The following is an 18,248-nucleotide window of genomic DNA, read 5'->3' as shown; positions in this document are numbered from 1 at the left end:
ATGAGCGGGTGCCCCCGCACGGCGGCCCTACGGCCACGTCCGCCTCGTCCCCGGCCGTCGACACCGACACGGCCGACCTCCTCGCGCGAGCTCAGGGCGGCGATCAGCAGGCATTCGCCGAACTCGTCTCGGCGCAACGTGATCGCATGTGGGCGATCTGCCTGCGAATCACCGGCAATGCCACCGATGCCGAGGACGCCCTCCAGGAATCCCTCGTCGCCGCATGGCGCGCGCTGCCCCGGTTTCGTGGTGACGCCCGCCTCTCGACGTGGCTGTTCCGCATCGCCTCCAACGCCGCGCTCGCTCAGATACGCAGGCGCGCAAACACTTCAGACATCGATGACGTCGAGCTGGAATCGTCGACCGATATCGCCGGGCAGATCGTCGTCGCCGACCGCATCGCCGAGGCACTCGCGCAACTGCCCGACGCCTACCGCGCCACCTTCGTCCTACGCGTCTACGGCGACCTGTCCTACGCCGAAATCGCCGAGGCCCAGGGCATCGGGCTGCAGACCGTCCGAAGCCGGATCTCCCGCGCGAGAACGATCCTGTCCGAACTCCTCGCAGATCTGAGGTGATGCCTGAAGGTTCCCACGTGCAGTGGTCCTCCATCGAACGAATGACATCGGCATCCGCTGGAACATTTCGGGGCTGTGCGTGCTCCAACCAGACAGAAGCACAACACGACCTCCCGAAAGGAACCCCACCATGACCACCACCTCCTACACCGACATCGACGGCGACGGCATCAACGAGACCGTTCAGGTCGGCGACACCAACGGCGACGGCGTCGACGACACCCTCGCGGTCGACGCCGACGGCGACGGCGTCTTTGAGTACGGCGAGTCCGACACCGATTTCGACGGCGCCACCGATACCGCCGTCTACGACACCGACGCCGACGGCAGCTACGACTACGCCGAGATCGACACCGACGACGACGGGATCACCGACCTCGCGATCGTCGACATCGACGGTGACGGCGAGTTCGACGAGGAGACCGCGGTCCCGCTCGACGAGGATGCGGCCGACGACGGCGGCTTCGACGCCTGACCTGACCGATCCACCTTCAACCCACCCACCACCCCAGGAGACATGACATGACCGAACAGCCCGTGGACCTCGACGACGACGGCGTCACCGACGGCTACGCATCCGACACTGACGGCGACGGCGTCATCGACACCGTGGAGGCCGACCTCGACGGTGACGGCTACACCGAAACCGTCATTACCGACACCGACGGCGACGGGGTAGGCGACCTGATCGAGGTCGACACCGACGGCGACGGCTACACCGACACCGCAGCCCTCGACACCGACGGCGACGGCGAGTTCGAGACCTCCATCCTCGACACCGACGGCGACGGGTACTACGACACCGCCGTCGACGAGGACGGCAATGTCGTCGATCTCGAGGAGTCCGGCGACGACGACGGCGGCATCGACGCCTGAGCCTCCGACTCACGCCGGCACATGGCCCCTGCACTCTTCACGAGTGCGGGGGCCATCCCGTTGGGGCGGCTTCCAAGCCGCTGATCGAGCACCCATGGGTTCGTTGGCCGAGCGCCCCATCCGTCGGTCGAGCCGGGCGGAGCGCCGGCCGCCGCGTTGAGCTCCGTCGAAACGACGCCCGTGTGGCGACCCCTCATGCCACGCGCGTGTGGCGCGGTACCAGCAGGACACCGGCGATGCAGCCGATCGCGGCGCATCCCAACGTAATCCACGGCCACGCAGTGAGCGTCACCGTGTCTGACTGCAGGTCGATGGACTTCCCGAGCGCCGCGGTCCGCAGATCCGCGTCGAGGACGAACCACAGGGCAGCGGCCATTGCGAGTGCCGACGCGGCGATGCAGAGGTGGCCCGCCCGGCTCGGCCGGTAGGACGGAGCGGTCCGCCACAGCGCCACCACCGTCACCAGGCAGATCGCGGCCAATATCGTCGCTCCCGGCGCCGTGGTGGCCCCGAGCACGCGGACACTCTCGAATGCGCCGGGATGGCTGACCGCGTCACCGGCGACGTCGGAGGTGTCGGGAATCGTCACGCCCCGGGCCCGCGCCCACGGCATCAACACTGCGATCGCCGCGACCCCCGAGGTCAGCAACAGCACACCCGACCACCGGCCCTCGCCGCGGCTCACGGCGTCGGCGGAGCCGGTGTCATCGAGGTGGCGCCGGGAGTGGCCGGCGCCTGGGAGGGCGCGGCGGAATCGGCGGGCGCGAGGTCGGGGGTACCGGTTCCGGTCGAACCATCCTGCGCCGCGTCGGCGATCCCGGCCACATCGGTGATCAGCCAGTTGTCGTCACGGTCAAGGGTCACCGTGTAGGGGGTGACGGTATTGAGTCCGGCGGGATTCTGGGTACTCGTCATGTGCGTCGAGACGAAGACCTGCACCACGAACTGCCGATCCGCGCGGACGTCGACCGTCGTCGCGGCGATGAGCCTGGCGGTCTGATTCCACTGCACCTCCTGGATCAACGGGGTGAGAGTCTTGACCGCCACGTCGAAGCGCGAGGTGAGTTCGGGGGCGGTGCCCTTCTTCAACGCCGTCGACCAGGGAGTGAGATCCCGGAAGTCGAACGTCGCCGCACCCACGGCATAGTCACCGGCGACGCGTTCGGCTGCCGCCTTGTCGGCGGCGAGTTGCTCGGCTGCGCTGAGCTGATCGGATCGCTGACTCAACAGGATTCCGAGCACGGTCGTCGCCACCAACGCGGCCACACTCAACGCGACGAGTCCGACGATCACCGGATGCCGTCGAGGATGCAGGTTCTCGGTGAGTTGCGCGCGCAGCGACGGTGCCGGCGGCGCGGCCGGCGGCGCAGATGCGGCCTTGGTGGCGGACTTGGCCTTCTTCTTTTTCTTCTTCTTGGCCGGTGCGGCAACGGATGTGGCGGACCCGGAATCGGTCGACACCTCCCCGGTGGCCTCGGTGGTGTCGGTGGCCTCGATGGTGTGGGACGCCTCGATGGTGTCAGGGGCCTCGATGGCGTCAGGGGCCTCGGTGGTCTCAGTGGTCTCGCTGATGTCGGTGGACATGGGCTGCTCCTCGTCTCAGTTCGGGATGGTCACGTTCAGGCGCACGCTGTCGCCGGGCAGCATCTGCATGACCCGGTCGAGCACGGCGGCGATGTCGAGATTGGCCAGCGGGCTGCCCGACCGCTGCGCCGCGGGCAGCAGGGTCTGCGCCAGCGAGCCGATGGGAGGCGCGATCGTGGCCACCAGCGGCGCCGCCCGGTTGAGCGTCGGCTTCCACCGCTCACCGATGAGTTCGCCGCCGCGGGTGAAGTCGGCGAAGGGTTTGACGCTGGTGATTACGCGCCGCAGGCTCTCGCCCGCGTACAGCAATTCGGGGCTCGTCGCCCGCAGCGCCGGCCCCACCCAGTCGGCGCGTTGCAGGATCGACGTCGCATTGCCGATGACCGTCACCAGCGCCGGCTGCGAGTAGATCATCGTCGCCGCGAGCAACTGGGCAGCCGGGGCGAGGCGGTCCACCGCCTCGTCGGTTCCGGCGAGTGCGGCCGAGAGGGTGTCGACGAGGCGATTGACCAGACCGGGATCGACCTGATCGAGCAACTTCTCCGCCGACCCGAGAAGCTCGGGCACCGATGCGGGCACTTCGACGGCGGTGGCCTCGACGTGGTCGCCGTCGGCGAGAACCGCTGTACTGCCGGCACTCTGGGGTGTCACGACGATGCCCGATTCGCCGAGCATCGACTGCGCGGACAGGTCGAACCGGCTGTCGACCGGGATGTCGTAGCGGGCGTCGTAGGCCACGGAGACCTGCACCGCCGATCCCTGATAGCTCACCGAGGTGACCTCCCCGATGTCGACGCCGCGCAACAGCACCGCCGAACCGGCGTGTAAGCCATTGGATGTCGGGACGGTCATGGTGACCGTCGTCGTGTCGTCGAGAGGTCGTACGTCGAGGACACCGAGCGACAGGTACGCCGCCGACGCCACCAGCACCGCTACGGTTCCCACGATGGCGGCGATGTTGCGGGCGAGCATCGCGGTGCCGGTCATCGCAACGCCCCCATCATCCGCAGCACCGACGCCACCGAGCGCGTCACGTCGGCGTCGTCGAGGGTGACCTGGTCCACGGAGATCGCGCCGTCCTTCACGAACGGTATGACGTCGGTGCGCGTCACGTCGATCAGCGCGCCGATGTTGCCGTTGAACTGCGTCGAGTGGGCCGAGTGGCTCCGCAGCAGCGGAACGAGCTTGTCCAGGAAGGGATTGAGTTGGGCCAGTCGCGGGGCCAGCCAGCTCAGCCCGGCGGCCAGCGCACTGGATCCGGCGACGAGTTTGAATCCTTCGTTGACCGAGTTGAACACCGCGCGCAACCCGAATTGGCCCTTGTCGCCGAAGGAATAGCCCAGCGCATCGGGGTTGGCCGCCATCTCGGTCGAGGCCTTCTGCAGGCTGGTGATCATCGCGTCGAGATCGCGCGTGCCCGCAGCCAGGTCGGTGATGTCCTGCGCGCCGACCCGGGATGCGCCGGCCAGGTCGCCGCCGGTGTCCACCGACTCGTTGATCTGCCGGATCGAATCCTGCACGCGCAGAATCGATCCGCCGGACATAAAGTCGGCGAGGTTGACGATGATGTCCTCGACCTGCGGTCCGGGGTCGGTGTCAGCGACGCCGATCACCGCGCCGTCGGGCAGCATCGACGACGACGGAGAAGTCCCCTCGGGCGGGATCAGCGCCACATAGATGTCGCCGAGCAGCGTCGACTGCCGCAGTTCGGCGGTGGAACCGGCCGGTACCCTGGCCTGCTGAGCGAGATCTATGCTCAGGCGGGCGGCGTCGGGCACCAGACCGATGGATTGCACTGTGCCGATCTGGGTTCCGCGGGCCAGCACCCGCGCGCCGAGCGGCAGGTTGACGACGGAGGCGAAGTCGACGTAGAGCGTCGAACCACCCGACGACGCGGTGAGCCGCGGCAGCAGCGTGACCGGGTTGGTGCCGGCACCGATGATCGCCGTCACCAGCGCGGCGACCACGGCGAGCACGCACATCGCCATCGTCAGGGCACTGCGTATCCGGGCACCGTGCATCTGGAGGCCACGGCGCGCGATCATCGAGCACCCCCCTGCACCAACCGGGCGACGACCTCGGTGAGGTTCACCTCGGCGACCGACCCGGACGACGGGTCGCAACCGCCGGGATCGGCGCGATTGACCAAGGCGCACAACGCGGCACTGTCGGGGGTCCGCGCGGCGACCCGCGGTGCGCGGTAGGACACCTGGAACGCGGCGGCTTTCCGGTTGATCGTCGTCGCGAGATTGGTCGCGATACCGGGTGTCTTCTCCAGGATGGCCGTCAGGTCATCGGTGTGGGCGATCGCCACGGTGACGAAGGGCATGGCGACGTCGGCGGTGTCGAGCACCGGGGGCAAGACATTGCCGAGGAGGTCGTCGAGGCCGGGTCCGGCCTCTCCCAAACCGTCGAAGATGTAGACGAAATCCTCGAACAGCCGGGCCATGAAGAAGGTCAACGATGCTGCGTTGACCCCGATCTCACGGATGGGATCCCAGTTCTGGTCGGCGACGTCGGTGAGGACGGCCAGGTTGTCGAAGACGGTGCGCATCTGGGCGAGGAAGTCCTTCGGGTCGGCCATCAGCCGGGACAGATTGGTGATCGTGGCGTTGATGTCGGGGCCGGTGCCGTCGAACTGGCGGTCCACCGCGGTGAGCAGTCCGCCCACCGGGGCCGCGGAATTCGTTCCACTGCCGCCGATCTCGTCGAACATCGTGGTGAAGGACGAGAACGCCGCGCTCACCGAGATCGGTGTGTAGGACCGGCTGCGCGGTATGCAGTCGCCGCTGTTCATCGTCGGTCCGCCGCGGGCTTGCGCGTCGACGAGTTCGAGCCGGCGGTCGGCGAGCACCGAATTGTTCACCGCGACAATCCGTGCCGTGGCAGCGATCGGCCGGTCGTCGTCGATGGACATGTCGACGGTGACCTGCCCGTTGTGCGGCGCGATCCCGGTCACGGTGCCGACGCGCACCCCCCGGATGTTGACCGCGTTGCCGACGTAGAGGCCCGCCGAGTCCGGCAGTTGTGCGCACAGTGCTCGTTTGTCGTTGTCGGACAACCGGAGCCAGACGACCACCGCACCGACCATGAGCGTGACCACCAGCAACGCCGCGATCAGCGCCGCGACGCGGCCACGGGGACGCACCACCCGGACGCTCATCAGCAGGTCCGTCCGGCGATCGGGATGCAGACGACGGAGTCGTCTATCACCTGGTCTCCGAAGTCCAACGACACGCCGTTGGGCGTGACGATGGTGGAGAGTCTGTCGGCGATCTCGCGGAGTTGCCGGATGGCCTCACCCATCTTCGTCGACATCTCGTTGACCTGACCTGCCGTCGAAGCGAGTTGATGCAGGGGTGGACCGATCCGGGTCTCGTAGGGCTCGCCGAAGATGTCACCGACGTAGAGGACCATCTCGGCGAGTGCGTCGTAGGTCTGGATACCGCGATCCTTGTAGCCGATGATCAGCGGCAGCACCGAGCGGATGCGGCTGATCATCTCGACGATCGTATCCCTCTGTGCGGCAATCGTTGTGGTGTACTCCCCACTCAGATCGGCGATGGATTCGAGTTGGTGTTGTTGGTCGTCGAGAAGTGCGGTGATGTCGGCGGCATTCGACAGGATGCCGCGGACCGAGCCGGGTGCGGCATCGAGACTGTCGGTGGCCGCGACTGCGGTGTCGCGCATCGTCAGCGCGTCGATCCGGCTCGCGGTGGAGGCGGCGGCGTCGAGGACCTCACCGGTCGAATACGGGATGGCTATCCGATCCTTGGGAATGGCGTTGTCGCCCAACGGTGCCGTGCCGGCCGGCAACAGCGCGACGTAGGCGCCACCGACCACGGTGAGCATCCGGACCTGCATCGAGGTCTGGTCGCCGAGGAATACCGACGAGTCGACGTCGAGGGTGACCTCCACCTCCCCCTCCCCCTCCCCTTCCCCCTCCCCCAGGGTCACCGCGGTCACGTCACCCACCGGTATCCCGGCGACCCGCACCTCGGTGCCGCCGGTGATTCCGCCGCTCTCCTCCATCACCGCGTGATACTGCGCGCGTCCGGGTGGCCGAAGATAGAACATCGACGTCACGGCCACCAGGATCACCACCACGACCACCAGGCCGATGGCCCAGGCGAATTCACCGCGGCGTCCGATCTCGTCACGGACCGCGAAGTCCTCGATGCGGGTGCGCAGGGACGCGCCGCCGGTCACGCGCGACACAGCGTCACCTTCCCGCCGCCGAGCAGCACGGTCCCCATGGCGGGCAACGCCATCCGGCCGTGCGAACAGTTCGCGTCGATCCCGGACTGCCCCATCGTCGCGTTGATGGTGGCGAGCATTGTCGGCACCACCGACAGCACCTCGGTGAGGCGCGTGGTGTCGGGGATGAGTTCCATCAGCCGGGCAGAGATGTGATCGTGCCCGCCGAGGCCGAGATCGAAAGTGCTCTTCATCAACTCGACGATGGGCGGGAACACCTCCGAACCCGTTCCGAAGGCCTTCTTGAGCAGGTCGAGACGATTCTCGAGCGTGTCGAACAGCATGCGCATGCTCGACATCAGGGTGGTGATCATCGACGACTTGCCCTGCAACTGGTCGGACACCACACCGAGGTTGTTGAGGATGACCGTGATCATGGCGCGTTTGTCGGTGGCGAACTGGGTCAGTCGATCGATGTCACCGAGCACCGCACCGATCCCGACGCCGTCCTCACCCTGGATCAGGTGCAGCAGGTTGGTGGCGAAGGTGTTGAACACGGCCGGGTCGGCGCCGACGAGGATCGGCCGAAGACCGTTGAACAGCTTGGTGATATCGAAGGACCCGACGGTCTTCGACGCCGGGATCACCGCGGCCGGGTCGATCGGGGCGTCGGACGTACCGGCGAAGGAGTTGCCGGCGGAGGAGATGGTGGCGGCGTCGGTGATCGCGAGATACCGCTGACCGACCAGATTCTGAAATCGGATGGCGAGTTGGTCGTGCCCGGTCAGCCGGTTGCTCGTGCGCACCGAGAACGTCACCAGCGCAAGACCATCGGGTTGCAGCTCGATGTCGTTGACCTTTCCGACCGCGACACCGCGAATCCGGACGTCGGCGTTGAGGTGCAGACCGAACACGTCGGTGAACTCGGCGCGGTAGGTGTCGGTGTCGCCGCCGACGGGCCGGTTGATCGCGGCGACAATGGCATACAGCGCCAGGATCACCACGGCCGCGACGAGAAGCAGACGCATGACGGCCGAACGCGCACTTCTCACGATCCGGCCCCCGATCGTGCGAGCAGCTGGCTCATCGGAGCCGAAAAGCCAGGCACCAGGTCGAGATTCACCTCGGTCGACAGGGTGGTCCTGCCGGTTCGCGGGTCGGTGTGGAAGGCACCGCCGAAGCGGTCGATCAGCCCGGCGAGCTCGTCGGGGGTAACCCCGCGCAGCGCGGTGCCCAACGGGGTCGTGAACGCGTTGACCAGGTCGAGGGTCGCCCCGAACGGGCTCATCCCGTTGAAGAGCGCACCGAGCCCGGAGAACAGGTCACCGATGTCGCCGATCATGCTGGTCACGCTGGCGGTGTAGGCGTGGTCGGCCAGCAGCGGATTGGTCAGCGTGGTCTCCAGACCGGTGATCGCCGACGCACCCGCCACCGCCACACCGTCGAAGGCGTCGGTGGCGCCCGGCAGCAGGGTGCGTATCCGGGCGGTCTGTCCGCGTTGCAGGGTCTGCAGCGCGACGGTGGTGGCGGTCATGAATGGTGCCAGACGAATGGTGGTGTCGCTCAGATCTTTCAGCAGATCGCTGAGTTCGGGGGTGAGTACCGGCAGGGTGACGCCGCCGGCGCTGCGCATGACGGCGGTCATGGTGTTGTCGGCCGGCGGCGCCGCCAGTGTGATGACGCTGCCCGGTCCGACCGCCCTCCCCGTCGTCGCTGGACTCAGTCGCACGGCATCGGAGCCGAACAGGTTGCGGGAGACGAAACCGACCTGTGAGTCGTCGGTCAGCTCGCCGAGGTGGTCACCTTGGGCGCAGATCGTCAGTCGGGTGGAGTCGGGCCGGGAGATGTCGAGGTCGCAGACGGTGCCGATCGTCTCCCCGCGGACGTCCACCGGCACCCCGTTCTGGATGCCGTCGGGCACGCTCGGTGCGACGATGTCGAACTCGACCATTCTGCCGTCACCGGAAAAGGGTTGAACGACAAGCAGTGCCACGATCGCGACGATGGCCGCCACCGTCAGCAGTCCTCGGATGCGCAGGGTACGCGCGGAACGCTCCCGTCCTCGTGTCATGCGAAGTTCAATCCCGAGTTGAGGCCCCAGAACATCAGCGACATCGCCATGTCGGCGGTGACGATGAGCACGAGGCTGGCCCGGATGGCCCGTCCGGAGGCGATGCCGACACCTTCCGGGCCGCCGTGGGCGAAGAACCCGTAGTAGGTGTGCGCGATGATCACGATCACCGCGAAGACAACGACTTTCACCGTCGAGTAGATCACGTCGACCGGACTGACGAAGGCCTCGACGTAGCGGTCGTAGGCGCCGGCGGACTGCCCATAGAAGACGCTGACCACGATCCGCGAGGACAGGTACGCCAGGCACAGCGACACCAGGTAGAACGGGACGATGGCGAGCACGCCGGCCACCACGCGGGTGCCCACCACGAACGGGATCGGCCGAATGGCCTGTGCCTCGAGGGCATCGATCTCCTCGGAGATCCGCATCGATCCGATCTCGGCGGTCATCCGGCAGCCGGCCTGGGCGGCGAATCCGACGGCGGCGATGATCGGGGCCATCTCGCGGGTCGCGGCGTAGCCGGTGATGAGTCCGGCCATCGGGGACAGATTCAGCGACGACAGGCTGGTGACACCGAGGATGCCGATCATCCCGCCCACCGAGAGACCGAGGATCGCCAGCACACTCGCGATCCCGCCGCCGACCATGATCGAGCCGTTGCCCCAGGTGGTCTCGGCGAAGGCCGCCATCGTCTGGGTTCGGTAGGCCCGCACAGTGTGCGGCAGTCCGGCGAGGACGTCGAGGACGAAACTCGTCTGGCGGCCGATGTGCTCGAAGGGACGTCCCGCCGACCGGCCGGCGCGCGACAGGCCGGGGAAACGGGTGCTGGGGACGAAGCCCGTCGTCTGCGGTGCCACGTCAGATGACCTGCACCGGGATGAACAGGGCCGTCACCTGAGTGATGATCACGTTGATCACCATCGACGCGACGATGCCGAGGACGACGGCCGCGTTGACGGCGTCGGCCACGCCGCGGGCACCACCGGCGGCTTCGAGTCCGCGGCGCGCCGCGATCACCACGACGACGAAGCCGAAGATGACGGACTTGCCGAGGCAGATCCACAGGTCGGTGGTCGAGGCGTAACTGCCGAAGGACTGCCAATACGATCCGGCCACCACGCCCTGGCCGGTGATGGCCACGATAAAACTGGCGGCCACGGCGATGACGATGATCAGGATCGAGAGCACGGGCGCCACCAGCACCATGGCGACCATGCGGGGTGCCACGAGTCGTCGGGTCGGGTCGATGCCGAGGACCCGCATCGCGTCGATCTCCTCGCGGACCGTCCGCGCACCGAGGTCGGCGGTGATCGCCGAGGCCCCCGCCCCACCGAGGAGCAGGGCCGCGGCCATCGGTGCGCCCTGCTGGATGACGCCCATGCCGCCGACCGCGCCGGCCATCGATGTGGCGCCGAGATTGCTGGTGAGGCCGCCGATCTGGACCGCGATGATCACGCCGAACGGCACCGCCATCAGCAGCGCCGGCAACACGGTGATGCTGAGCAGGAACCAGGCCTGGATGACCGCCTCGCGGATCGGGAATCGGCCGCCGATGATGTCGATGGCGGCGATGAGCGGGGTCCGCGCGCCGAGCCGTACGGTCCGGCCGAAGCTCTGGGCACCGGCGGCAAGTGGCACTGTCCGCACCTCCCCTCACTCACACCCACAGGCAATCAAGCATTTGCTTGGTTTTGGAACACATGATGCGTTCTGGTTTCAGAATCTGTCCCGGCGAGTATCACACATGGATGTGTCTCGTGTCACATGACCTAGGCCTGGGGTCCGGAATGTCCTGATCGACACCGGCATTGCACATGCGGTTCCTGATCGACGACGTCCCGGCCACTCGGACCGACTGAGACGCCATTGTGCGGTAGATTCACCCCGTGACCGGTCTCACTCCTCCACGAACGCGGGCGGACCGACGCAGCTCCATCGAGAACGGGCAGGCCGACTCGATCACGGCCGCGGCCATCGTCGAGTTCCGACGGTCCGGGGTCCGCCGCGCCAGCATCGACCGCATCGCCGCCGAGGCCGGCATCAGCCGCAGCACCCTCTACCGGCGATTCCCCACCAAAGAGAATTTGCTGGCCGAGGTCATCCAGCGACTTCGCCGCGACTACGCGCGCGAGATCGACGTCGCGGTCGGCGGCCGGGACCCACGCACCACGGTGATCGAGACCTTCGTCATCGGGGTGACCGGCTTCCGCTCCGATGACCTCATCCAGAAGATCCTGGCCGATCAGCCCGATGCGCTGGAGATGTTCGTCGGGTTCGAGGCCCCCCAGGTCGAGGAGATGGTGGAGTCGTTCAGCCGGGGCATCGCCGGAACCCTGCGCACGGCGGGTGCGTCGATGCCCGACACCGACCTGTGGCAGGTCGCCGAACTCGTGTTCCGGTTGATCACCTCGTTCGCGCTGACCCCCACCCCCGCCCTCGACACCGCCGACGCCGACGCGGTCCGCGCCTACGCCCGGAAGTTCATCGCGCCGCTGGTCTGGTGACGCGGCCGCCCCCGGGCGATTGCCCAGGGGCGGTGACGAACTCGTCGATGCGGCTCAGTGCGCCTCCTCCACCGAATGCGAGTTGGTCAGCATCATCGCACCCCATCCGGCGACGACACCGACGATGACGGCCAGTACCGCGTAGGTGATCCGCTCGCCGTGGAAGAACGAGGCCACGAGTTCCGGACTCCACACCCCGCTCGGCAGGCTGACCGTGACCAAGGCGGCGATAGACGTGCCGACGACGGCGGTCCCGATGCTGGTGCCGACCTCCTGTGCGGTGTCGTTGAGCGAGGTGCCCATCGAGGTCCGGTTCTCCGGCATCGCGTCGACGAGGGCGACGGCGCAGATGGTCATGACCGTACGCAGGCCGATGGTCATGACGACCATGCACACCGCGATCGCGAGGTATCCGTGATCGACGCCCCAGGCCAGACCGGCCAGCGAACCGGCGAGCAGGATCGCACCGACGATGCACGCGATCCGATGCCCGTACCTCTTGGCCAGCCCCTCCGAGATCGGGGTGGCCGCGATCATCGTGACGATCATCGGGAGGTTGGCCAGACCGGCCTTCATCGGGCTCCAGCCGTAGGCGTACTGGAAGTGCAGAATCAGCCCGAACATCACCCCGGCCATCGCGATCGAGGTACCGATCTGGGCGACCGCGGCGCCGCGGACGGCGCCGAACCGGAAGATGGTCAGGTCCAGCATCGGCTGTGCGGTGCGGCGCTCATGCCAGATGAAGGCGACCACGGCGACGATCGCGCCCACCGCGCATCCAATGGTCGGGACCGAGACCCAGCCATACTCGACGCCGCTGGTCAGCATGTAGCAGGCCGCTCCGATGGCGGCGATGCTCAAGACCGCGCCGGGAAGATCGAGCCGGTCGCCGGTCAGATCCTGCGGGCGGTCGGCGGGCACTCCGGCCCGCACCCCGATCCAGGCGATGAGCGCGATCGGGGCGTTGATCACCAGCAGCCACTCCCACCGGAGATGGGTCAGCACGGTGCCGCCGAGCAGCGGCCCGAGGATGAAACCACTCATGCCGACGATGATCATGATCGTCATCGCCCGCATTCGCAGCGTGTCGGACTCGAAGAGCCGGAACACCAGCGAGTTGGTGATCGGGGCCATTGCGGCGGCCGCGATGCCGAGGGCGGCGCGCAGCACGATCAGCTCACCGGCGGAGTTCACGAAGATCACCGCAAGGCTGATCAGCCCGAAGGCCGCGAGTCCGTAGAGCAGCACCCGACGGCGGCCGAGTCGGTCGGCGGCCGACCCCGCGGTGAGCAGCAGGCCACCGAAGGTCAGCGAGTACGCGCCGGTCACCCACTGCAGGGCAGTGGTGCCGCTGCCCAGGTCACGGCCGATCGTCGGCAGGGCGATGGTGAGCAGGGTGTTGTCGACCATCTCCACGAAAAAGGCCATACACAGGGCAGCGAGCGGGATCCAGGCTGCCCGCAGCGACCCGTAGGTGCGGGTCGGGAGCGATTCGGTTGCCGAGGTCATCGGAACCACCTCCTTCAGTATCGAACGTTGTTCGTTTGTCGAACGTGGTTCGATAATAGAACGTCGTTCGATATGTCGCAAGGCCGCTGCGTGGCGGTGTGATGAGATGGGTGTCATGGCACCCGGAGCACGCACAACCCGTCGGCGCGCGTCACATTCGATGGAGACCGTCATCGAGGCGGCCGTGGCCCTGCTCGACGAGTCCGGCGAATCGGCCCTGACCTTCCGCGCGCTCGCCGCCCGGCTCGGCGGCGGCGTCGGCAGTATCTACTGGTACGTGTCCAATAAGGACGAACTCCTCGACCGTGCCACCGACCACGTGGTGGCGGGCATCCTCGCCGACCTGGAGAACATGCGCGACGCCGAGGATCCGATCGACAACATTCGCGCGATCGCCGAGACCGTCTTCGCTGCAATAGTCCAAAGACCTTGGCTTGCTTCGTATTTCATGCGCAACACCACCGTCCAGTCCAACGCGCTGGATCTGTACGAACGCATCGGTGAACAGGCGATGCGGCTGGATCTCTCCCCGCGGAAGGCCTTCCACGCGGTCTCGGCGGTACTCGGCTACGTCATCGGCGTGGCCGCCGACCTGGGTCAGGAACCGCCCCAGGAGGTGGTGGACGGCACCACCTCACGCGAGGCCTACCTGGGCCGCGTGGTCGATCAATGGCGGGCACTCGACGCGACGAAGTACCCATACATGCACTACATCGTCGACGAGTTCGAGGGCCACGACGACGCCGACCAGTTCCGTTCCGGCCTCGAACTCATCCTCGCGGGGCTGCGATTGCAGGCCGGCCGGGGGTGAGGACGTCGCGTCGGCGGAGAGCTCGCGCAGTTGACCCCCGGTCGCGACATCGACACACCGACGACAACGGCCCCCACACCGAAAGGTGTGGGGGCCGTTGGTCTGTGACCCTGCGTTGTGTCGCTGCGCAGAGTGACTAGCGGTAGTCGCCTCCGGAGAAGCCGTAGTCGTCGAGCGGCACCGCAGCGCCCGACGGGGCACCGAAGGTGCCGTCCGGGCTGTAGTAGGTGTCGTCGTAGGCGGGCATCGCGTACGCCGCGGCGCGCGCCTCCTCGGTCGGCTGAACCTGGATGTTGCGGTACCGGTTGATGCCGGTACCGGCCGGGATCAACTTACCGATGATCACGTTCTCCTTCAGACCGATCAGCTTGTCGCTGCGGCTGTTGATGGCCGCATCGGTCAGGACACGCGTGGTCTCCTGGAACGACGCCGCCGACAGCCACGACTCGGTTGCCAACGAGGCCTTGGTGATACCCATCAGCACCGGACGTCCGGCGGCGGGCTCGCCACCCTCACTGACCACCTGACGGTTCGCGGACTCGAACTCGGCGCGCTCGACGAGCGAACCGGGCAGGAACTCCGTGGCACCGTGATCGATGATCGTCACGCGACGCAGCATCTGACGCACGATGGTCTCGATGTGCTTGTCGTGGATCGACACACCCTGGCTGCGGTAGACCTCCTGGACCTCGTTGACCAGGTGCACCTGCACCTGACGCGGACCCATGACGCGCAGCACCTCATGCGGGTTCGCCGAACCCTCCATCAGCTGCTGACCCACGTCGACGTGGTCACCGTCGGCGAGCAGACGCTCGGAGCCGTCGTCGTGCTTGAACACACGCAGTCGCTGACGCTTCGAGATCTTGTCGTAGACAACCTCTTCCGATCCGTCATCGGGGATGATCGTGATCTTGTAGAAGCGGTCGTCGTCCTCCAGACGCACCCGGCCGGAGACCTCCGCGATCGGCGCGACACCCTTGGGCACGCGCGCCTCGAAGAGCTCCTGCACACGCGGCAGACCACCGGTGATGTCGTCACCGACGCCACCCTGGTGGAAGGTACGCATGGTCAGCTGGGTTCCGGGCTCACCGATCGACTGGGCGGCGATGATACCGACGGCCTCGCCGATGTCGACGAGCTTGCCGGTGGCCATCGAACGGCCGTAGCACATCGCGCACACGCCGGTGCCGGTCGCACACGTCAGGACCGAACGGACCTTCACCGAGGTGATGCCGGCGGCCAGCAGTGCCTCGATGGCCGGGTCGCCCAGGTCGTGTCCACGCTCGACGATGACGTTGCCGTTCTCGTCGAGGGCGTCGGCGGCGAGGGTGCGGGCGTAGGCGCTGGTCTCCACGTGCGCGTCACGGATGATCGACCCGTCCGGCTGCTTCTCACCAAGCGACACCACGATGCCGCGTTCGGTGTTGCAGTCGGTCTCGCGAACGATCACGTCCTGGCTGACGTCCACCAGACGACGGGTCAGGTAACCCGAGTCGGCGGTGCGAAGTGCGGTGTCGGCCAGACCCTTTCGGGCACCGTGGGTGTTGATGAAGTACTCCAGCACGGTCAGGCCCTCACGGAAGGAGGACTTGATCGGACGCGGGATGAACTCACCCTTCGGGTTGGTCACCAGACCCTTCATGCCCGACAGGTTACGAACCTGCGTCAGGTTACCGGTGGCACCCGACTTCGGGATCATGATGATCGGGTTGTCCTCGGGGTAGTACTCCTCCATGACCTTGCCGACCTCTTCGGTGGCCTGCTTCCAGATCTCGACCAGCGCGTCGCGCCGCTCATCCGGGGTCAGGGCACCGCGCTGGAACTTGCGCTCCAGACCGTCGGCACGCTCCTCGTAACGTTCGAGGATCTCGGTCTTGGCCGGCGGCACGAGCACGTCGGCCATCGACACGGTGACACCCGAACGGGTGGCCCAGTAGAAGCCGACGTCCTTGAGCTTGTCGACGGTCTGCGCGACGACGATCATCGGATAACGCTCGGCGAGATCGTTGATGATCGCGGCCTGACGCTTCTTCGGCATCTGCTCGTCGACGAACGGGTACTCGATCGGCAGCAGCTCGTTGAACAGCACCCGACCCAGGGTCGTGATGGTGGTCCACGGCTGCCCGTAACGCCAACCGTCCGGATACTCCTGCGCCTCGACGTCGGCCGGCGGACGTTGGTCGGTCAGCCGCACCTTGATGCGCGACTGCACGGTCAGCACCCCACGGTCGACGGCCATGATGGCCTCCGACGGGCTGGAGTAGACGCCCTCTTCCGGGGTGTCCGCGGTGGCCGCCCGGTACTCGCCTGCCGCACCCTCCTTCAGGGTGGTCAGGTAGAACAGGCCGGTCACCATGTCCAGACGCGGCATGGCCAGCGGGCGACCCGAGGCCGGCGAGAGGATGTTGTTCGAGGACAGCATCAGGATGCGGGCCTCGGACTGTGCCTCCGCGCTCAGCGGCAGGTGCACGGCCATCTGGTCACCGTCGAAGTCGGCGTTGAACGCCTCACACACCAGCGGGTGCAGCTGGATGGCCTTGCCCTCCACCAGCTGCGGCTCGAAGGCCTGGATACCGAGGCGGTGCAGCGTCGGCGCACGGTTCAGCAGAACCGGATGCTCGGCGATGACCTCTTCGAGGACGTCCCACACGGCGGGACGCTGCCGCTCCACCATGCGCTTGGCCGACTTGATGTTCTGGGCCTGGTTGAGATCGACCAGACGCTTCATCACGAACGGCTTGAACAGCTCGAGCGCCATCAGCTTGGGCAGACCACACTGGTGCAGCTTGAGCTGCGGGCCGACGACGATGACCGAACGGCCCGAGTAGTCGACGCGCTTACCGAGCAGGTTCTGACGGAAACGACCCTGCTTGCCCTTGAGCAGATCGCTCAACGACTTCAGCGGACGGTTGCCCGGTCCGGTGACCGGACGGCCGCGGCGGCCGTTGTCGAACAGGGCGTCCACCGACTCCTGCAGCATCCGCTTCTCGTTGTTGACGATGATCTCGGGGGCACCGAGGTCGATCAGTCGCTTGAGGCGGTTGTTGCGGTTGATGACGCGGCGGTACAGGTCGTTCAGGTCGGAGGTCGCGAAGCGGCCACCGTCGAGCTGCACCATCGGACGCAGCTCCGGCGGGATCACCGGCACGGCGTCGAGCACCATGCCCAGCGGCGAATTGCCGGACTGCTGGAACGCGGCCACGACCTTCAGTCGCTTGAGCGCACGCAGCTTCTTCTGACCCTTGCCGCTGCGGATGGTCTCGCGCAGCGACTCGGCCTCGGCGTCGATGTCGAAGGTCTCCAGGAGCTTCTTGATCGCCTCGGCGCCCATCGCACCGGTGAAGTACTCGCCGTAGCGGTCCTGCAGCTGGTGGTAGAGCTTCTCGTCGATGATCAGGTCACCGGGGGCGAGCTTGACGAACTTGTCCCACAGTTCCTCGAGACCGTCGAGTTCACGCTGCGCGGCGTCGCGCATGCGCTTCATCTCACGCTCGGCACCGTCCTTGACCTTGCGGCGCACGTCGGCCTTGGCGCCCTCGGCCTCGAGTTCGGCGACATCGGCCTCGAGCTTGGCCGACCGCTCGTTGAGATCGACGTCGCGCTGATCGGCGACAGCCTTCTTCTCGACCTCCATCTCGGCCTCGAGCGTGGACAGCTCGTTGTGACGCAGCTCGTCGTCGACGGAGGTGATCACGTACGCGGCGAAGTAGATGATCTTCTCGAGATCCTTCGGCGCGAGGTCGAGCAGGTAGCCCAGCCGGCTCGGCACACCCTTGAAGTACCAGATGTGGGTGACCGGCGCGGCGAGCTCGATGTGACCCATCCGCTCGCGGCGGACCTTGGCCTTGGTGACCTCGACGCCGCAGCGCTCGCAGATGATGCCCTTGAAGCGCACACGCTTGTACTTGCCGCAATAGCACTCCCAGTCGCGAGTCGGTCCGAAGATCTTCTCGCAGAACAGGCCGTCCTTCTCCGGCTTGAGCGTGCGGTAGTTGATGGTCTCGGGCTTCTTGACCTCGCCGTACGACCAGTTGTGGATGTCATCGGCCGTCGCAAGACCGATCTTCAGTTCGTCGAAGTAGTTGACGTCGAGCACTCTATGCCTTCCCTGAGCA

The 18,248-nt window shown here is 66.9% G+C and carries 17 protein-coding genes; 5 read left to right on the top strand and 12 right to left on the bottom strand.

Annotated elements, in window-relative coordinates; genetic code table 11:
- Positions 1–8 precede the first annotated feature (8 nt).
- The 3 genes from ACWETB_RS09065 (at position 9) to ACWETB_RS09055 (ending at position 1,454) form a co-directional block, all read left to right on the top strand.
- Positions 9–578: an RNA polymerase sigma factor gene (locus ACWETB_RS09065; protein ID WP_449741397.1), complete on the top strand. Its 570-nt coding sequence runs from the start codon at positions 9–11 to the stop codon at positions 576–578.
- A 130-nt stretch (positions 579–708) separates the two neighbouring features.
- Positions 709–1,053 carry a hypothetical protein gene (locus ACWETB_RS09060; RefSeq protein ID WP_449741398.1) on the top strand — a complete coding sequence of 115 codons (345 nt, stop codon included), beginning with the start codon at positions 709–711 and terminating at the stop codon, positions 1,051–1,053.
- A 47-nt stretch (positions 1,054–1,100) separates the two neighbouring features.
- Positions 1,101–1,454, top strand: coding sequence for a hypothetical protein (locus ACWETB_RS09055; RefSeq protein WP_449741399.1), 354 nt, complete (start codon positions 1,101–1,103; stop codon positions 1,452–1,454).
- Between the two features lie 193 nt (positions 1,455–1,647).
- On the opposite strand, the gene ACWETB_RS09050 is transcribed toward ACWETB_RS09055, so the two are convergent.
- Genes ACWETB_RS09050 through ACWETB_RS09005 form a run of 10 tightly spaced genes read right to left on the bottom strand, consistent with a single transcriptional unit; the run spans position 1,648 to position 10,947 of the window.
- Entirely contained in the window at positions 1,648–2,139 is a 492-nt protein-coding gene (locus ACWETB_RS09050) for a hypothetical protein (RefSeq protein ID WP_449741400.1), read from the bottom strand.
- Positions 2,136–3,038 (bottom strand): serine/threonine protein kinase, encoded by a 903-nt coding sequence (locus ACWETB_RS09045; protein WP_452210681.1) that lies wholly within the window; start codon positions 3,036–3,038, stop codon positions 2,136–2,138. The genes ACWETB_RS09050 and ACWETB_RS09045 overlap by 4 nt, the downstream gene beginning before the upstream one ends.
- Before the next feature lie 15 nt (positions 3,039–3,053).
- Complete coding sequence (locus tag ACWETB_RS09040) at positions 3,054–4,025, bottom strand: MlaD family protein (RefSeq protein ID WP_452210679.1); 972 nt, start codon at positions 4,023–4,025, stop codon at positions 3,054–3,056.
- Positions 4,022–5,083, bottom strand: coding sequence for an MlaD family protein (locus ACWETB_RS09035; protein WP_449741403.1), 1,062 nt, complete (start codon positions 5,081–5,083; stop codon positions 4,022–4,024). Before ACWETB_RS09035 ends, ACWETB_RS09040 begins: the two co-directional genes overlap by 4 nt.
- A complete protein-coding gene (locus ACWETB_RS09030) occupies positions 5,080–6,201 on the bottom strand; it encodes an MlaD family protein (RefSeq protein ID WP_452210677.1) in 1,122 nt (373 codons plus the stop codon). Before ACWETB_RS09030 ends, ACWETB_RS09035 begins: the two co-directional genes overlap by 4 nt.
- Positions 6,201–7,256, bottom strand: coding sequence for an MlaD family protein (locus ACWETB_RS09025; RefSeq protein ID WP_452210675.1), 1,056 nt, complete (start codon positions 7,254–7,256; stop codon positions 6,201–6,203). Before ACWETB_RS09025 ends, ACWETB_RS09030 begins: the two co-directional genes overlap by 1 nt.
- The gene (locus ACWETB_RS09020; protein ID WP_452210673.1) at positions 7,244–8,263 is read right to left on the bottom strand and encodes an MlaD family protein; all 1,020 of its coding nucleotides are present in this window, start codon (positions 8,261–8,263) and stop codon (positions 7,244–7,246) included. The genes ACWETB_RS09025 and ACWETB_RS09020 overlap by 13 nt, the downstream gene beginning before the upstream one ends.
- A 20-nt stretch (positions 8,264–8,283) precedes the next feature.
- Positions 8,284–9,306: an MlaD family protein gene (locus tag ACWETB_RS09015; protein WP_452210671.1), complete on the bottom strand. Its 1,023-nt coding sequence runs from the start codon at positions 9,304–9,306 to the stop codon at positions 8,284–8,286.
- A complete protein-coding gene (locus ACWETB_RS09010) occupies positions 9,303–10,166 on the bottom strand; it encodes an MlaE family ABC transporter permease (RefSeq protein WP_449741408.1) in 864 nt (287 codons plus the stop codon). Before ACWETB_RS09010 ends, ACWETB_RS09015 begins: the two co-directional genes overlap by 4 nt.
- A gap of 1 nt (position 10,167) precedes the next feature.
- A complete protein-coding gene (locus ACWETB_RS09005) occupies positions 10,168–10,947 on the bottom strand; it encodes an ABC transporter permease (RefSeq protein WP_449741409.1) in 780 nt (259 codons plus the stop codon).
- A 248-nt stretch (positions 10,948–11,195) separates the two neighbouring features.
- On the opposite strand from ACWETB_RS09005, the gene ACWETB_RS09000 reads away from it, so the two are divergent.
- On the top strand, positions 11,196–11,813 hold the full coding sequence (locus tag ACWETB_RS09000; RefSeq protein ID WP_449741410.1) for a TetR/AcrR family transcriptional regulator: 618 nt from the start codon (positions 11,196–11,198) through the stop codon (positions 11,811–11,813).
- 54 nt (positions 11,814–11,867) lie between these two features.
- Here ACWETB_RS09000 and ACWETB_RS08995 read toward each other — a convergent pair whose 3' ends face one another.
- Positions 11,868–13,322 carry an MFS transporter gene (locus ACWETB_RS08995; protein WP_449741411.1) on the bottom strand — a complete coding sequence of 485 codons (1,455 nt, stop codon included), beginning with the start codon at positions 13,320–13,322 and terminating at the stop codon, positions 11,868–11,870.
- 115 nt (positions 13,323–13,437) lie between these two features.
- Between ACWETB_RS08995 and ACWETB_RS08990 the strand changes: the two genes are divergently transcribed.
- Positions 13,438–14,133 (top strand): TetR/AcrR family transcriptional regulator, encoded by a 696-nt coding sequence (locus ACWETB_RS08990; RefSeq protein ID WP_449741412.1) that lies wholly within the window; start codon positions 13,438–13,440, stop codon positions 14,131–14,133.
- 136 nt (positions 14,134–14,269) lie between these two features.
- Here ACWETB_RS08990 and ACWETB_RS08985 read toward each other — a convergent pair whose 3' ends face one another.
- Positions 14,270–18,229: a DNA-directed RNA polymerase subunit beta' gene (locus ACWETB_RS08985; RefSeq protein WP_449741413.1), complete on the bottom strand. Its 3,960-nt coding sequence runs from the start codon at positions 18,227–18,229 to the stop codon at positions 14,270–14,272.
- Positions 18,230–18,248: the final 19 nt, after the last annotated feature.

Source organism: Gordonia sp. NPDC003950 (genome assembly GCF_053605205.1).
The sequence above is the reverse complement of the archived record's forward strand: the minus strand, read 5'-3'. Positions and strand labels throughout refer to the sequence as shown.

Excerpts from the sequence above, each read along its gene's own strand:
- ACWETB_RS09015 (WP_452210671.1), bottom strand. The coding sequence starts at position 9,306 with ATGACACGAGGACGGGAGCGTTCCGCGCGTACCCTGCGCATCCGAGGA.
- ACWETB_RS09020 (WP_452210673.1), bottom strand. The coding sequence starts at position 8,263 with ATGCGTCTGCTTCTCGTCGCGGCCGTGGTGATCCTGGCGCTGTATGCC.
- ACWETB_RS09055 (WP_449741399.1), top strand. The coding sequence starts at position 1,101 with ATGACCGAACAGCCCGTGGACCTCGACGACGACGGCGTCACCGACGGC.
- ACWETB_RS09040 (WP_452210679.1), bottom strand. The coding sequence starts at position 4,025 with ATGACCGGCACCGCGATGCTCGCCCGCAACATCGCCGCCATCGTGGGA.
- ACWETB_RS08990 (WP_449741412.1), top strand. The coding sequence starts at position 13,438 with ATGGCACCCGGAGCACGCACAACCCGTCGGCGCGCGTCACATTCGATG.
- ACWETB_RS08995 (WP_449741411.1), bottom strand. The coding sequence starts at position 13,322 with ATGACCTCGGCAACCGAATCGCTCCCGACCCGCACCTACGGGTCGCTG.
- ACWETB_RS09035 (WP_449741403.1), bottom strand. The coding sequence starts at position 5,083 with ATGATCGCGCGCCGTGGCCTCCAGATGCACGGTGCCCGGATACGCAGT.
- ACWETB_RS09045 (WP_452210681.1), bottom strand. The coding sequence starts at position 3,038 with ATGTCCACCGACATCAGCGAGACCACTGAGACCACCGAGGCCCCTGAC.
- ACWETB_RS09060 (WP_449741398.1), top strand. The coding sequence starts at position 709 with ATGACCACCACCTCCTACACCGACATCGACGGCGACGGCATCAACGAG.
- ACWETB_RS09030 (WP_452210677.1), bottom strand. The coding sequence starts at position 6,201 with ATGAGCGTCCGGGTGGTGCGTCCCCGTGGCCGCGTCGCGGCGCTGATC.